This window comes from Roseiflexus sp., from assembly GCF_057785375.1.
The window spans coordinates 1-15,789 of sequence record NZ_JBYNRX010000056.1 but is presented as its reverse complement, the minus strand read 5'-3'; the positions used below and the strand labels follow the sequence as shown (position 1 = coordinate 15,789).

Below are 15,789 nucleotides of genomic sequence, written 5' to 3'. Positions count from 1 at the left end.
CCGCCGCCGCTTTTCCTTTTCGGAGGCTGCCCCCAAACCCCCCGTTTTGGGCGACCGGCGGCATCGTTTACCCCGAATGCCAGAACCAGGAGATCAAGAAGCAGAACCCCTAACCCCGGTTGCTATCATTGTGCATTGGTACTACAATACGAGCGCTGGAGTCTGGCAATTGCCGGGTGGCACGAGGAACGCCTTGATGACGAACATGCATCCGTCCATTTTTCGCGCATACGACATTCGCGGCGTGGTTGATCGCGATCTTTCCGAAGAGGTGTATCGAACGCTGGGACGCGCCAGTGGTACGTTTTTTCGACAGCACGAGCGGCGCCGGATTGTGGTGGCGCGCGATGCGCGCCCGACCTCGCCGGCGTATGCTGCGGCGCTGATCGATGGTCTGCGCCGCAGCGGATGTGATGTCATTGACATCGGGATGGCGCCGACGCCGTTGATGTACTTTGCCGTCTCCTTCCTGCGCGCTGATGGCGGCGCCGTTGTGACGGCAAGCCACAATCCGCCCCACTTCAACGGCTTGAAACTGCGCCTCTCCGATCCGGTCTATGGCGGTACGCCGCTCAGCAGCGAGCAGATTCAGGAGGTGGGGCGCATTGCGATCAGTGGTGCGTTTGTGGCCGGTGACGGCATGTATGAGCAATACGACGTGGCGGAAGACTACGTGCACGACGTAACCCGTCATATCGCGCTCGAACGAAAGCCCAACGTTGTGCTCGACGGCGGGAACGGAGTTGCCGGTCCGCTCGGCGTGCGCACACTGGAAGCGATTGGCTGCGAAGTTGTCCCGTTGTTCATTGAACCGGACGGCGCCTTCCCCAACCATCATCCCGATCCGCTCAAAGAGGAGAATGTTCAGGACCTCATTCGCGTTGTGCGCGAGACCGGCGCCGATATGGGCATTGGCCTCGACGGTGATGGCGACCGTCTTGGCGTGGTTGACGGAAATGGCGAGATCGTCTTCGCCGACCGCTCCATGATTGTGCTGGCAAAGCAGGCGCTGGCGCGCGGACCGGCGCCGATCGTGTTTGATGTGAAGTGCAGCGTTGTCTTGATCGACGCCATTCGCGCCTTTGGCGGCACGCCGGTGATGTGGAAGACGGGCTACTCGAACCTGTCGGCGAAGATGCGCGAGTTGGGAGCGCCACTGGCAGGTGAGTTGAGTGGTCATATCTTTGGCGCCATCGAACACCATCACCACGATGATGGCATTTTTGCCGCCTGCATGCTGCTCGATGCGCTGGAAAAAAGCGGGCAAACCCTCGCTCAGGCGCTGGCGCCGTTTCCGCCGTTGCCATCGCTGTCGGAGGGTCGTCTGCCATTCGATGAAGAGACGAAGTTCAAGGCGATTGACTTCGTGCGCGACTACTTCGCTGCGCGATACCCGGTTATCGACGTTGACGGCGTGCGCGTCGATTTTGGCGATGGCTGGGGGATTTTGCGCGCGTCGAATACCGAACCGGCGATTACCACTCGTTTCGAGGCGCGCACACTTGAGCGCGTGTACGAGATCCGCAATATGATGATTGGCAAGTTGCGCGAGTTCGCAGCCGCGCAATAAGTGACGAAACAACGTATACGATCCATCGGTTTCCGGATATGCCAATCGTGCGATACACGTACTGCTGGGAAGGCATCATCGCAGCGGATTTCACACTTGATGCGGTGCGCCGCAAGTACACGGCGTTTGCTGAACTGCTCAATGCGCGCGGCTGGAGTTGCCTGGTCGCGTATGATACCCGTTTTCTTTCGGCGCATGTCGCTGCCGATTGCCACCAGGGATTGCGGGCGCTCGGAGCGCGCGTCGTCCTCGGTTCAACGTCGCTGCCGCGTCCGGCAATCGATGTTGCACTCGATCACGGCGTCGCCGATTGTGCCCTGATCGTCTCCGCCGGCAATCGTGACTACTGGCTCAACGGATTGATCGTCATCGCTCCGGCGCCGGGGTTGAATCCTTTCGTCGATGGCAATGCGCCGCCCGTGTGTCCGCCATTTCCTGCGGAGGCTTCCGACGCCGCTCTGATCGATGCGCGCCGCACCTATATCGAGAGTCTGCGCCAGGCGATTGATGTTGATCTGACGCACCAGACGTCACTGACCATTTTCGTGGATGCTATGAACGGTACGACAGGCGGTATTATCCCAGCAGTGTTGGGTAATGGCGCACAAACCAAAACGATCGAAATCAACCGCGATGCTGATGCCTGGTTTGGTCGTCAGGCGCCGCACCCGCATGCCGCACCGCTGGTGCGTCTGCGTAAACTGGTGCGCGAAAGCGATTCGCATCTGGGCGTCGCCATTTCGGCTGATGGTCGAGCGCTGGGCGTGGTGGACAACGATGGTGATCTGGCGCCGCATCTCGACATTGCGCTGCTTCTGGCGCAGTATCTCAACCGTCAGCACCGCCAGCGCGGGCTGGTCATCGTTCCCGCCTCAGCGTCATCGGTGGAATGGGTGCGCACCTGGGAAGCGCAAACCGGCTTGAATGTCGAGTTTGCGGAACAACCGACAGCCCGTATCGCCGAAGCGCGCGCAGCGCATCAGTTGCTGGTCGGAATGACGGAAGACGGGCAACCGACCATTGGGCGCATTGGCGGTGTTGGCGACGCAGCCCTGGCAGCGCTGCTGCTGGTCGAACTGGTGGCGCGCCGCAACGTCAAGCTGCGGGTGCTGCGCGACAAGTTGCACCAATCGCAGGGATCATGACCCACTTATCAGGAGCGCAAGTATCAATATGCAACGCATTGTGCAACGCCTGAGTTCGCTCCGGCGGCTCATCCGTCCGCTGGCGCTGACGTTTGTTGGCATCGTCTTCTTTTCACTTGGCGTTGCATACTTCTTTATCTTCGTCTACCGCACTGCAACGCTGCCGCCGATCTTTTCATTCATCACGCTGCAATTCATGCCGTTATGGGCGCGCGGATTGGTGTTCGCCGCACTGGGATTGATGACGCTCGCCGTTGGCATCTGGCAACTCAGCGGCGTGGCCGTCATTCCGCTCAACACCCAGGTCGATACCAGCGGTGAGCTGGTGCTGGCCTATCAGCGCGATCAGACGCCGCCCCGGATGACGGTTCTCTCGGGAGGCGCCGGACTCCTGATCACTGCCAGCCTCGGTCGGTCGGCGCAACGCTTGACCTGCATCACCCCCGTGCAAGACCCGGTCGAGTATTACTATCGCGCATCGAGCCTGTTCAACTTCGAGAATGTCGTTTTCGTTGTGCCAACGCCTGAACCGCAGGAGGTCTTCGTCGAACTCGACGATGGACAGAGGTTCAATATCAAGCACAATATCGCGCACGATGAACGCCTGGCGGATCGGCACGTCGTCAATATCTATATTGGTGACGAGCAAGGACCGATCACTGCGTCGCTGCCGGTCACGCAGGTGGCGCTCGATGCCATCGCCTCCGCCGATGTGATTGTGTTCGGTCCCGGCAGTCTGTATGAAAGCATTCTGCCGAACCTGCTCATTCCTGACCTGCGCGATGCCATCCGGCGCAGCAAAGCATGTAAAATCTACATTTGCAGCCTGATGACGGAACCGGGTATGACGACCGGCTACAGCGTCGGTGATCATGTGCGCCAGATCGTGCGCTTTGGCGGATTTACTCCTGACTATGTGCTGGTCAACGCACCGCGGATCGATGCCGAGGTGCGCCGGATCTACGCAGCAGCCCGGCAAATGCCGGTTTTTCTCTCGCCAGAGGAATACGAAGAAACCGCTGTCAGCACGACCGACCGCCTCACCACACGCGATATTCTGGTCGAAGGCGCCAAGGTTATCGAGGCAGACCTGGCGACTGCGGTGGTGCAGTTGACGGCGTCGCTCGACCATCCGGGCGAAGGGCGCACGGTGCGCGTGCTGCGGCACGACCCCGAGAAACTGGCGACAGCGATCCTGGAAGTGTGGAAGCGCCGATAACTCACAGAATGGCAGGTTCTGCTATGACTGATGAGACAATTGTGATTTTTGAAGATGAAGGATGTCGCACGTTCCTGCCCTTGACGCACACGCGACCGGTGTGCGACCTGCGCTGCGGCATCTTCACGCTGCGCGAACGGTTGCAGGCATTGACCGGCAAGCCGCCGGCGGTCATCTGCCGTCCCCACCTGGCGCGCGCCTATGGCGTTGGGCGCTGGCCCCTGGCATTGCTCAGCCAGAGTACGCCGCTCACGTTTGTGAACGCACGTGCGCTTGATCTCCACTGGCTGCCCGACCTGTGCGACGAACCGCCGGGGACGGTGTATGTCGCCGACGCCGGTCACGCGCTGCTTGGCGGTCCGGTGTTGGTGGGGGCGCGCCTGACACCGTGGCTGGCGAGCGCAGTGCTTCCCTATCTGCTGGATCAGCGCGCCGAAATGGCGCTGGCGGAACTACAGCGTTTCGGACGCCTTGTCGAAGTCGAGACGCGCCTGCTCGCCTTTCCCTGGGACCTGATCGCGCTGAACGGCGAACAGATCACGCGCGACATTTCGCTGATCGTTGAGCGGGATGGATGGTTCAGCGCTGCCGATCATCCACCGGATCTCCCCGCGATCATCATCAACAACCCAAAGCATGTGTTCATCCATCGCGATGCGCGCCTCGAACCGCCGCTGGCGCTCGATGCCCGCGATGGACCCGTCGTGATCGATACGGCGCGGGTCGAGCCGTTTTCATTTATTCAAGGTCCTTCCTACATTGGTCCTGGCTCGCTTATTGCAAGTGCGCGCATACGCGGCGAAACGAGTATTGGTCCCGTCTGTCGCATTGGCGGCGAAGTCGAGGCAAGCATCGTGCAGGGGTACAGCAACAAGCACCACGACGGCTTTCTCGGTCATTCGTACCTCGGCGAGTGGGTCAACATCGGCGCGATGACGACCAACAGCGATCTGAAGAATACCTATGGGACGATCCGCATGGTGATCGAGGGGTTCGGCCAGATCGACAGCGGCATCCTCAAATTGGGGAGTTTCCTTGCCGATCACGTCAAATTGGGGATAGGCGTGCATCTGAACGGCGGCGCTGTCGTCGGAACCGGGTCGAATATTTTTGGCGTGCACTTCGCGCCCAAAACCATCCCGCCATTCACATGGGGTGGCGAAGTTTTCCGCGAATACCGCATTCAGTCGATGATCGAGGTGGCGCGCAAGGTGATGGCGCGGCGCAAGGTGAGTCTCAGCGCTGAGCAGGAAGAGGTGCTGCGCGCCGTCTTTGCAATGACGCGCGGTGACCGCGTCGGGCTCGACGATGGCGACGCGCGCGACGAGGCGGCGTTGCGGCGGGCGGAGGCGGATGCTGTGCGCGCGTTTGACCTGGTAGAGGCGTCGGGAGGGTGAGAACTGAGAACTGAGAACTGATGCTCATGCGCATTCATTCGCACAATACTGCCGACGAACGTTTTCGTCGTTCCATGCAACCGGGCGCTCGAATATCTTGTCTGACTGACCGCCACGTGGTATCTGACTATCGTCTCATTGTTGCCAGTACCGATCAGTGCGGCGAGACCAGTCCTGCGTGGCGCGCAACCAGCTCTCGATGCTCTCAATAAAATGCAACACCGTGTGCTCATTGTCGTCCAGATGGCGCGCCTGCGTTTTGAGATGGAGAAATCGCTGCACCGCCTGGTCGTGTTGGGCAATTGCCAGAGATAGCGCCTCAGGAAGGGATAATCGATGTTCACGTGCAAGAATGTGGACAATGTTGTGCGGCGCCTTGTGCGTCTGAATTTCTTTGGGATACGACCAGAGATCGTTGTACCACAACACCGCCTGGGTTGCAGCGTGGATCAATTCCTGGACGATTGCGTGCTCGAAAAGATGTGACGGTAACACAAAACCGCGCGCCATATCCGTCAGTGCGACTATCGGCAGAAAGGCGCCAGACCAGAGACGCATATTTGTGTATGTATCACTATCTGGTTGTCTATCAGCGATGCGGGTGGAGACTTCCCAAAGATGCGCTTCCAGCGTTTGTGTCAGCGCACGCTGAAAGCGAACTAACGTTACCGATCCCGCGTGCTGTTGTAGCAGAGCGCTCAGGTCTGCCGCTGCGTGCGTCATGGGATGATCTCCGGCGCCAATTCCGCTTCCGCCGACGACCGCCAGGATCCGCACGTGCAGATCCGCCAGCATTTCGACCGAGTCGACAGAATCCGTCAGATCATCAAGCAGAAAGAACCAGACGGTCCACAAGCCTATCAGACGCAGCATTGAGCGTGATATGTCCGCGTTAGCGCGCGCTACGAATTCCGCCAAAAGCGCCGAGCGCAGGCGTTGCTCCTGCAATTGACTCTGAATGAGGTAGTGAGTGCGCCCCCAGTGGATGATCTCAGTCTCCAACCAGGATGTATCCCGGTGCATGCCCTGCGGAAACGGATAGTTGATGGCTTCAACCGCCTGCCAGTACCAGAGTCCAGTTCTCATGTTGCGATGTCTCCTTCGTTCCTGGCCCTGCCAGTATTAATGATATCGTATCAAATCTGGTCTGCCGCAACATTGCAAAACCGTCACTGTTCTGAGTCGTTAACGAAATCATCCTGGCGCGCGGGTAAACGTATACTGATCCTGTAACTCGTGTACCTGGACCAAGAGGAGCACGCATGATAACCGGTTCGGAATTTGTCCTCAACGCGCGTCGACAGTTGATTCGCCTCATTGCCATCACGCTTACCGTGAGTGGGTGCTCTTCATTTCTCCTTGTCGCCATTCTCATGGTGATCACCCGGAATATGGCGGACCTGGCGCCGTATCTCGGCATTATTGCCTTGGGAATTGGGGGGAGTCTGGCAACCCTGGCGTTGCTGAGCCATGTTGTGCTATGGAAGGCGGTCATTCCGCTCGCGGTCGGTATTGATGGCGCTGTCATTACGAGCGTATTTCTCTTGCCGGAGCAAACACTGGTAGCGTTGCCATTCTTACTGGTTCCGCTCGTCATCGTATGCCTTGGGCGGCATCGTCCTGCGACGCTTACGACGGTGGGAATGAGCATCGTTGCAGGAGCGTTCCTTGCCGATTTTGCACCGCAATCTCAGGTTGATCGCGTTATTATCGGCGATCCATTGCCCTTCACAGCGGGATAGGAATTGTGACGCTCCTGGTCATTATCTGGCTCTTGAGCGACCGGTTGCTTGCCATTTCCGATCAGGCCGTCGCGCTGGCAGACAACCGCGCCGCCGAAGCCGACGCCGCACGGCGACAGGCGGAGGAGGCGCAGCGCACCATCGAACAGCAGTATGCCGAACAAAAACAGTTGCTCGACCTGGTCAACGTGCTTGAAACGCCGGTCATTACGATTGGTGAGGAGGTGCTGCTGGCGCCGGTTGTCGGTCGCCTGGACAGCCGGCGCGCTGAGCACCTTACGCAGCGCCTGTTCAACGCCGTTCATACGCATCGCGCGAATGCGGTAATCATCGACATTGCCGGGGTGCCGACTGTTGATACCATGGTAGCGCAGTTGTTGATCCGCACGGCGCAGTCCCTCCGATTGCTTGGCAGTCGGGTCGTGCTGACCGGCATCACCGCCGAAACCGCCATGACGCTGAGCCATCTGGGTGTGAGCCTGAATGATATGAAAACGGTGCGTGATCCGCAGGAGGCGCTCCTGGTTCTGGGCGTCAGACCGTAGGACCTGCCTGGACTATCGAGAGGGGGAGTGATGAGTCGTGTGTTCTCGGTTGGGTTGCCTTCTCCTGATGCACAATTGCTCTATCACTGGCGTCTTCGTCTTCTGAACCAACTGCTGTGGGTTCTGGCGGTTGTCGGGTTTGTGACGCTAATCGGCGGCGGGTGGTCGGATTATAATGCGCTGGGGGAAGACGCCATCCCGTACCTGGTTGCGTATACGGCAGTATACGGTGTGGTCCTGGCCATTGCTGTCGTGCATCGTATTGGCTTCACAGCGCGAGCGCTCACATTATTGACCATCCTGGCGGCGCTCAGCACGCTGATTCTGGCGAGAGAAGGGTTGCTGGGGGGCGGCGGCGGACGTGTGTTTTGGTTGGGGACGGTGGTGCTGGCAGCCGCGTTGTTCGGTGTACGCGGCTGCATCGCAATGTTCGTGATGTCGCTGCTATTGTTCAGCATCGTTGGAGGGCTTCACATCCAGGGCGTTCTGTCTGTTCCTCCGCAGCAGATCGAAACGCTGAATACTGCGCCAGGCTGGATCGGAGCGGGTGTTGTTTACCTGGCCGCCGTCACGTTGGCTGCCGTGCCTTTTATGTACCTGTTGCAGCGGCTTGGCGCCCTGGCGCAGCGCACCACGCAGGACGCTGCGCTTGCTCAGGAGAATGCGCGCCTTGCTGAAGAACGCGCTGTTGAACTGGAACGACAGACGGCGCGGTTGCAGGAAACCGAACAGATGCTGCGTAATCTGGTTGCAACCCTGGAAACCCCAACAGTCGAGATTGCCGACGACGTCATGCTGGCGCCGCTGGTCGGTCAGATTGATAGCCGGCGTGCCGATACGTTGCTGCGTCGCCTGCTTACTATCGCCAGCGTTCGGCGCACCCGCCTGATGATCATCGATGTGGCCGGCGTCCCGGCATTCGACACGCTGGTGGCGCAAAGCCTGATCCGAACAGCGCAGGCGCTCGAGTTGATCGGGTGCCAGGCGGCGATCACCGGTATCTCTCCGGCAATGGCGCAGATGATCACGTCCCTCGGACTACAGATGGAATCAATCACGATTGCGCGTTCGCCACAGGAGGTGTTGAAGAGGTGAACGCAGGTTGCGCGGCGGAGGTGACCGTCGCCAACGCGTTGAGGGTGCATGGTCGGAATATGGCAGGGCGGCGCGGATGGCGCTATGTTCATGGACAACCTTCGACCGTTCGCCCCTCTACTGTCCGTGATGGTGCGCCGTTGCGGTGCAATGGCGCTACCCGCGCGCCTCTTGCCTCTTGCCTCTCGTCTCAACCCTCCCTCGAAACTGGTATAATACCGGGTGTGTCTCATTTCCGCGTTCACGTAACCTAACCGGGACTGGATCAGGTCTCGACGATGGATCGCCAAGCGCACGATCGGCATATCCACGTGGTCGCCATTGGCGGCGGCGGCGGTGCAACCCATGTGTTGCACGCCGTTGCGCCATTTGCCGCATCGCGCACGGCGGTGATCGCAGTAACCGATACCGGTCGCTCGACCGGGCTGGCGCGGCAAATAGGCGCTATGCCCGCCCCCGGCGATCTGCGCGCAACTATCGCAGCGTTCGCCAGCGACCGGTTGATGGCGGAGATGTTGAACCATCGCTTCGATGGTGCGGCGGTTCCAGCCTTGGAAGGAATGGCGTTCGGCAATCTGCTGATCGCTGCGCTCACCCGCGTGACTGGCGATTTTGCGACTGCCATTGAGCACACGGCGCGCCTTGCAGCCGCAACAGTGCAGGTGCTGCCGGTGAGCGTCGCCAATGCGACGCTGTGCGCTGAACTCGCCGATGGGACGCAGGTTGAAGGGGAGTTCGCGGTGCGCGCACCCGGCAAGTCTCCGATTGCGCGTCTCTTCCTGCGCGAACCGGCGGCTGCCTATCCCCCGGCGCTCGCCGCGATCCGCAACGCCGATCTGGTGACGCTTGGTCCGGGAAGTCTCTGGACGTCCACGCTTGCCTGTGTGCAATTCGCGGGTGTGGTGGAGGCGCTCGCCGATTGCCGTGGAACGGTGGCGTATGTCTGCAACTCGACCACGCAGCCGGGACAGACGGATGGTTACCGGTGCATTGATCACGTACAACGGGTCGTCGAGGCGCTGGGTCCGGGTGTGCTCGATGTGGCGTTGATCAATGCCAGCGACCCCGATCCGGCGGCAGTTCGTTCGTATGCAGAAGAAGGATTACACCTTCTGCGCCCCGACGATGACGAAATTGCTGCCATCCGCGCATCTGGCGTTGTGCCGCTGGTGCATGAACTGACCAGGGATGTGGAACCCCGACGCGCGCTGTGGAACAAACAGGATACGATCCGGTATGATACCGAAGCGCTGCGTGCAGCGCTCCGTGAGATCGTGATGATGAAAGGCGACTCCAATGGCTGATCCGCGTGTCGAAAAAATGGCACAGGTGCTGGCGCACTACTCGCTGGCGCTCAAGCCAGAAGATCTGTTCCGTATCATTGCACCGCCTGCCGCCGCGCCTTTGGTGCGGGCGTTGTACAAAGAGGCGTTGCTGGCGGGCGCCAACCCATATCTGGCGATGACCCTCGAAGAAACGGATGAACTGCTCCTGCGCCACGGCGCCGACGCGCAGATCGGATATGTCTCGCCGATGATGCGCCAGGAAATCGAGGAAATCAATGCTACCGTTCGGATCATGGCCAGCGAGAATACCCGCGCGCTTTCGGGGGTCGACCCGCACAAGATTGCGTTGCGTCGCCAGGCAATGAGCGACCTCCAGAAGCGCGTGATGCAACGCTCCGCCGAAGGAACGCTCAACTGGTGCGTGACCCTTTTCCCGACCAACGCCGCCGCGCAGGATGCCGATATGTCGTTGAGTGATTTCGAGGAGTTTGTCTATCGCGCCTGCAAACTGCACTACGACGATCCGGTCGCCGAATGGCGCAGGACGCTCGCAGAACAACAGCGGATCGTCGATTTCCTGAATACATGCAGCGTTATTCGCCTGGCAGCGCCGGATACCGACCTGACCTACCGCGTCGCCGGGCGAACCTGGATCAACTGCGCCGGCGACCGGAACTTCCCCGATGGCGAGGTCTTCTCAAGTTGCGATGAAACGGCGACCCAGGGGTATATCCGCTACACCTTCCCGGCAATCTATGCCGGTCGTGAAGTCGAAGACATCCGTTTGTGGTTCGAGGACGGTAAGGTCGTCAGGGCAACCGCTGCGAAGGGTGAAGACTTGCTCCATTCGCTGCTCGATATGGACGAAGGAGCACGGCGGTTGGGCGAGGTCGCCTTCGGCACGAACTACGATATTACGAGATTCAGTCGTAATATCCTGTTCGACGAAAAGATCGGCGGCACGGTTCACCTGGCGCTTGGAGCGGGCTACCCGGAGACCGGATCGCGCAATACGTCGGCGCTCCATTGGGATATGATCTGCGATATGCGCCAGGGCGAGGCATACGCCGATGGACGACTGATCTACAAAGAGGGGAAATTCCTGATTTGACCGTAGACGATGTACTGGTCATAGGCGCGGGTCCGACCGGGCTGGCAATCGCAGCGGCGCTGAGCGAAACCGGTCTGCGTGTTGCAGGGCTGTCGGCAGCGACGCCCACGAAGCCATGGCAGAATACGTATGGCGTCTGGCTCGATGAACTGCCGGCGCTGGAATTGCGTGCCACTCTGGGCTATCGCTGGTCGGATGTTGTGGTGCGCGCCGGGCGCCGAACCATTCCGCTCCAACGGGAATATGGACTGTTCGATAACCGGCAGTTGCAGCACTATCTTCTCGAATGCTGCGAGCGCCACGGGGTTGTCTGGCAGAACGGCGTCGCCGCTGATGTCGAGCATCGCGCGTCACATTCGCTGGTGAACACGCGCGATGGGTGCACGTTTGCGGCGCGACTTGTGGTGGATGCCAGCGGGCATTCACCAGCGTTGCTCCGTCGTCCTGCCGCATCGCAGGTGGCGCGCCAGGCGGCGTATGGCATTGTCGGCGAGTTCTCCGCTCCGCCGGTGCAACCCGGTCAAATGGTGCTGATGGATTATCGCACCGGTCACCTGACGCCGGAAGAACAGCGCGAGCCGCCGACATTTCTGTATGCGATGGACCTGGGTGACGGGCAGTTCTTTGTCGAAGAAACGTCGCTGGCGCATGTTCCTGGCGTGTCGCTCTCGACTCTCGAACGGCGGCTGCGGCGGCGGCTGGACGCCGGCGGCGCGGCGGTGCGGCAGGTGATGCACATTGAGCGCTGCCTTTTCCCAATGAACAACCCGCTGCCGTATCTCGATCAGCCGGTCATGGGGTTTGGCGGCGCGGCGAGTATGGTGCATCCGCCGTCGGGCTACATGGTTGGCAAAGCGCTGCGTTACGCCCCCGAAGTGGCGCAGGCGATTGCACAGGCGCTTGGCGCATCCGGCTCAACCCCGCTCAGCGCGGCGCGCGCCGGCTGGCAAACCCTCTGGTCCCCGGCGCGTGTGCGTCGGCGGCAGTTGTACCTGTTCGGACTGGCAAGCCTGATGCGGTGCGACAGCGCAACAATTCAGGCGTTCTTCGAGGCGTTTTTCCACCTGCCGCGCCACGAGTGGACGGGATATCTGTCGGATACATTGAGCACGGCGGAACTGGCGCGCACCATGCTGCGCCTGTTCGTGCGCGTACCAGGGAAAGTGCGTCGCACGCTGATGGCGGCGGCCGGCGCAGAACACGCCCTGCTGCGTCGCGCGGCATTTGGGCAGGCGTAACGCTCCAACCTTCACCCCTCCCAAACGGCATACCACCTTCGACTGATGCCTGGCTTTCACAATTCACCCTTGCCATCCTCCGTTCGTCTCTGTTGAATGCTGTCGATCAGGGCTATACTGTTGCCGGAAACGCGCAAACTCGCAACAATTCACGTCCTGCTGCGTCGAACAAGGCAGAAAGGGTTCTCAGCAGGCGTACCACTGCACAATGGCTGGATGATGACGGAAGGAGCGTATTGTGTTCAAAGGCTGGTTTCAGCTTAAAACTGCACCTGTTGCCGCGCATGCGGATGGCGCATACCGTAACGGCAACACAACGCTCATCGAACTGTGTAACGTCACCAAAATCTTCGAGACGGCGGCAGGACCGTTCACTGCACTCGACAACATCACCCTCAATGTCGATCGCGGTGAGTTCGTGGCGATTATTGGCAAATCGGGCAGCGGCAAATCCACGCTCATGAACATGATCTCTGGCATTGATCGGCCAACGTCGGGCGAGGTGTTCATTGGCGATACTGCTGTGCATACCCTGAACGAGAGCGAAATGGCCGTCTGGCGCGGTCGCAATGTCGGGATCGTGTTTCAATTCTTCCAGTTGCTACCGGCGCTCTCGCTGGTCGAAAACGTGATGCTGCCGATGGACTTCTGCAACATGTTTACGCCGCGCGAACGGCGCGAACGGGCGATGATGCTGCTCGAACAGGTCGATATGACCGATCAGGCGCATAAACTTCCCTCCGCCATTTCCGGCGGTCAGCAGCAGCGTGTTGCCATCGCCCGCGCTCTTGCCAATGACCCGCCGATCATTCTGGCAGACGAGCCAACCGGTAACCTCGACTCGAAAACGGCGCAGCAGGTGTTTGCGCTGTTCGAGCGCCTGGTCGATCAGGGCAAAACCATTCTGATGGTCACTCACGACAGCGACATGGCGCGGCGCGTCAGTCGGGCGGTGATCATCGCCGACGGACGGATCGTCAATGAGTACGTCGCGCAGGCGCTCTCCACTCTGACGCTCGATCAACTGGGATGGGTGATGCGTCACGCCGAGACCCGCACCTACGCGCCTGGCACGATCATTCTCGAACAGGGCAAACCCGCCGACAACTTCTACATCATCACCAAAGGCGAAGTCGAGGTCTTTATCGAGCATCCCGATGGCGGCGAAATCATCGTCAATCACCTGAGCAGCGGCGCCTACTTTGGTGAAATCGGTCTGTTGCGCGAAGGGCGCCGTACTGCCAGTGTGCGCGCCAGTTTCGCCACCGGTTGCGAGGTTGCCGTGCTCGACCAGCAGGAGTTTCACACCTTGCTGGCAGAGTCGGAGACGACGCGCCACGCCATCGATCGGGTCGCAAACGAACGTGATGCGCACACCCGCGCGGTGGACGCCGGCGCGTTGTGGGTTTCTTGTGATGTGTCTCAAAGAGAGTGAGGCAGAGGCATGTTCCGGTTTTCCATCAAACAAACCGTCGTGGCGGCGGCGCTGCTGGCGTTGACCGCCTGCGGCGGGCAGGTGACCACCACTCAACCCACTCCTGTTCCGCCGGTACGCGCCGATGAGCGGGTTGTCGCCGAAGGCCGTGTGGTGCCGGTGCGCAGCGCGGCATTGGCGATGAACAGCAATGGCGTCGTGGCGGAAGTGCTCGTGGCAGAAGGCGATATGGTGCAGCCACAACAGGCTCTGCTCCGGCTCGACACTCGACGGCAGGAAGCGCTGGTAGCGCAGGCGGAGGCCGACAAGGCGCGCGCTGAGGCTACGCTGGCGCGTCTGAAAGCAGGCCCGACCGAAGAAGAGATCATGGCTGCCGAAGCGCAGGTCCGACGCGCCGAAGCGCAACTGCAACAGGTGCGCGGCAGCGTGACCAATCGCGACATTCTGGCTGCTGAAGCGCGGCTCCAGCAGGCGCGCGCGCGTCTGGCAGAACTCGAACGCGCCAGCAATCGTCCTGAAGTCATCCAGGCAAAAGCCCGCTTCGACGAAGCGCGCACAACGCTCGAAGCGGAAAAAGTGCGCCTCTCGGCTGCCAAGACTGATGCCCGCCTGCGTATGGAGCAAGCGGTTGATGCCCTCACACGCGCCCAATCAGCCTGGGTGGTCGCCAAAAACGAGTGGGACGCCGTCCAGAGAGACGGCAATCACCCGACGCTGGGGTATGGATTGAATGAAGCCGAAAAACGCAAGTTCTACGATGCATTCGTACAGGCGGAAACGGCGTTACGCAGCGCCGAGAGCAGCGTCGAGCAGGCGCGCGTGGCATACGACGCCGCCCGCCAGGCAGAGGCGGTTGGCGTGAGCGCCGCCGAGCAGCGCGTCATCGAAGCGCAGGCGGCATACGACCGCGTGCTGCGCAGCACGAACAACGACGAACTCGCCGCCGCGCGCGCTGAAGTGGCGGATGCGCAGGCGCGCCTCGACCGCCTCGGCGGTGAAGAGCGCGCCGGCGCCATTGCCGTCGCCGAAGCGGCGCTGGCGGAAGCGCAAGCCAACCTGGCGCGTCTGAAGGCCGGGCCGACTGCCGCTCAGATCGCCGAAGCGGAAGCAGAGGTGCGTCGCGCCACGGCCGCACTGCTCGCCGCTCAAACGCAACTCGGCGAAATGACTCTGCGTGCGCCATTCGGTGGACAGGTGGCTTCGGTCAACGTCAAGCCGGGCGAATATGTGGCGCCTGGCACAGCGCTGATTACCATCGGCGATCCGTCAGCCTGGCAGATCGAAACCACCGATCTGACCGAACTGAGCATCGTCAAAGTGCAACCAGACGCGCTGGCTACTATCACCTTCGACGCACTGCCCGGCGTCGAGATGCAAGGGCGCGTGACGCGCATCCGCGAACTTGGTGAGAATCGCCAGGGGGATATCACCTATCGCGTGATTATCGTTCCGAACCAACACGATGCGCGTTTGCGCTGGAATATGACGGCTTCGGTGGCTATCGGTCAGCCGTGAATACGGAACGACACTCCACCTGATAGAGCGATCTATCGAAACCCGGACCATCAAGCACGTGGAGCGGCTGACGTGGGCTTCGACAGGCTCAGCCTACGTCAGCCGCAAAACGGTCAACACGGGCAATGATTGTGCAACATCTGGTTGTTCGCTCTATGAGGGAAAGGGGCGCCCACAGGGGGCGCCCCTTCTGGCGGGGAGGGCGGGATTTGAACCCGCGAGGGGGGGTGCCCCCTACGGCATTTCCAGTGCCGCGCACTAGGCCACTATGCGACCTCCCCATATCGACGGCGGTGATGGCGCTGAGCCGTTGCGCTGCAACGGCTCTACCCTCGCACCTCTTGCCTGGGCAAAGGACGAGTGCAAAGAGCCGCAGCCGGTTGTGGCCGCCCTCGCACCTCTTACGTCTCACCTCTTGCCTGGTCAAAGGACGAGTGCAAAGAGCCGCAGCCGGTTGTGGCCGCCCTCGCACCTCTTACGTCTCACCTCTT

General features: G+C 60.7%; 13 protein-coding genes and 1 tRNA gene. 12 read left to right on the top strand and 2 right to left on the bottom strand.

Annotated elements, in window-relative coordinates; translation table 11 throughout:
- The first annotated feature begins 196 nt into the window (after positions 1 to 196).
- Genes AC3EA7_RS09750 through AC3EA7_RS09735 form a run of 4 tightly spaced genes read left to right on the top strand, consistent with a single transcriptional unit; the run spans position 197 to position 5,331 of the window.
- Complete coding sequence (locus tag AC3EA7_RS09750; protein WP_488613856.1) at positions 197 to 1,570, top strand: phosphomannomutase/phosphoglucomutase; 1,374 nt, start codon at positions 197 to 199, stop codon at positions 1,568 to 1,570.
- A gap of 38 nt (positions 1,571 to 1,608) precedes the next feature.
- Positions 1,609 to 2,715 carry a phosphohexomutase domain-containing protein gene (locus AC3EA7_RS09745; RefSeq protein WP_488613855.1) on the top strand — a complete coding sequence of 369 codons (1,107 nt, stop codon included), beginning with the start codon at positions 1,609 to 1,611 and terminating at the stop codon, positions 2,713 to 2,715.
- A 28-nt stretch (positions 2,716 to 2,743) separates the two neighbouring features.
- A complete protein-coding gene (locus AC3EA7_RS09740; RefSeq protein WP_488613854.1) occupies positions 2,744 to 3,934 on the top strand; it encodes a gluconeogenesis factor YvcK family protein in 1,191 nt (396 codons plus the stop codon).
- A gap of 23 nt (positions 3,935 to 3,957) precedes the next feature.
- Positions 3,958 to 5,331, top strand: coding sequence for a GlmU family protein (locus AC3EA7_RS09735; RefSeq protein ID WP_488613853.1), 1,374 nt, complete (start codon positions 3,958 to 3,960; stop codon positions 5,329 to 5,331).
- A gap of 135 nt (positions 5,332 to 5,466) precedes the next feature.
- Here the strand turns inward: AC3EA7_RS09735 and AC3EA7_RS09730 are convergent, their stop codons facing one another.
- Positions 5,467 to 6,417, bottom strand: a complete 951-nt coding sequence (locus AC3EA7_RS09730; protein WP_488613852.1) for a terpene synthase family protein — start codon at positions 6,415 to 6,417, stop codon at positions 5,467 to 5,469.
- Positions 6,418 to 6,593: 176 nt separating this feature from the next.
- Here AC3EA7_RS09730 and AC3EA7_RS09725 point away from each other — a divergent pair, with 176 nt between their 5' ends.
- The 8 genes from AC3EA7_RS09725 (at position 6,594) to AC3EA7_RS09690 (ending at position 15,298) form a co-directional block, all read left to right on the top strand.
- Positions 6,594 to 7,073 carry a hypothetical protein gene (locus tag AC3EA7_RS09725; protein ID WP_488613851.1) on the top strand — a complete coding sequence of 160 codons (480 nt, stop codon included), beginning with the start codon at positions 6,594 to 6,596 and terminating at the stop codon, positions 7,071 to 7,073.
- A 5-nt stretch (positions 7,074 to 7,078) separates the two neighbouring features.
- Positions 7,079 to 7,618: an STAS domain-containing protein gene (locus AC3EA7_RS09720; RefSeq protein WP_488613850.1), complete on the top strand. Its 540-nt coding sequence runs from the start codon at positions 7,079 to 7,081 to the stop codon at positions 7,616 to 7,618.
- A gap of 30 nt (positions 7,619 to 7,648) precedes the next feature.
- Positions 7,649 to 8,713: an STAS domain-containing protein gene (locus tag AC3EA7_RS09715; protein ID WP_488613849.1), complete on the top strand. Its 1,065-nt coding sequence runs from the start codon at positions 7,649 to 7,651 to the stop codon at positions 8,711 to 8,713.
- Between the two features lie 278 nt (positions 8,714 to 8,991).
- Entirely contained in the window at positions 8,992 to 10,017 is a 1,026-nt protein-coding gene (locus AC3EA7_RS09710; RefSeq protein WP_488613848.1) for a gluconeogenesis factor YvcK family protein, read from the top strand.
- Positions 10,010 to 11,110, top strand: a complete 1,101-nt coding sequence (locus AC3EA7_RS09705) for an aminopeptidase (RefSeq protein ID WP_488613847.1) — start codon at positions 10,010 to 10,012, stop codon at positions 11,108 to 11,110. Before AC3EA7_RS09710 ends, AC3EA7_RS09705 begins: the two co-directional genes overlap by 8 nt.
- Complete coding sequence (gene crtL, locus AC3EA7_RS09700) at positions 11,107 to 12,348, top strand: lycopene beta cyclase (protein WP_488613846.1); 1,242 nt, start codon at positions 11,107 to 11,109, stop codon at positions 12,346 to 12,348. The genes AC3EA7_RS09705 and crtL overlap by 4 nt, the downstream gene beginning before the upstream one ends.
- A gap of 238 nt (positions 12,349 to 12,586) precedes the next feature.
- Positions 12,587 to 13,783 carry an ABC transporter ATP-binding protein gene (locus AC3EA7_RS09695; protein WP_488613845.1) on the top strand — a complete coding sequence of 399 codons (1,197 nt, stop codon included), beginning with the start codon at positions 12,587 to 12,589 and terminating at the stop codon, positions 13,781 to 13,783.
- Positions 13,784 to 13,792: 9 nt separating this feature from the next.
- Entirely contained in the window at positions 13,793 to 15,298 is a 1,506-nt protein-coding gene (locus AC3EA7_RS09690; protein ID WP_488613844.1) for an HlyD family secretion protein, read from the top strand.
- 191 nt (positions 15,299 to 15,489) lie between these two features.
- On the opposite strand, the gene AC3EA7_RS09685 is transcribed toward AC3EA7_RS09690, so the two are convergent.
- Positions 15,490 to 15,579: transfer RNA gene (locus tag AC3EA7_RS09685), tRNA-Ser, on the bottom strand.
- Positions 15,580 to 15,789 lie beyond the last annotated feature (210 nt).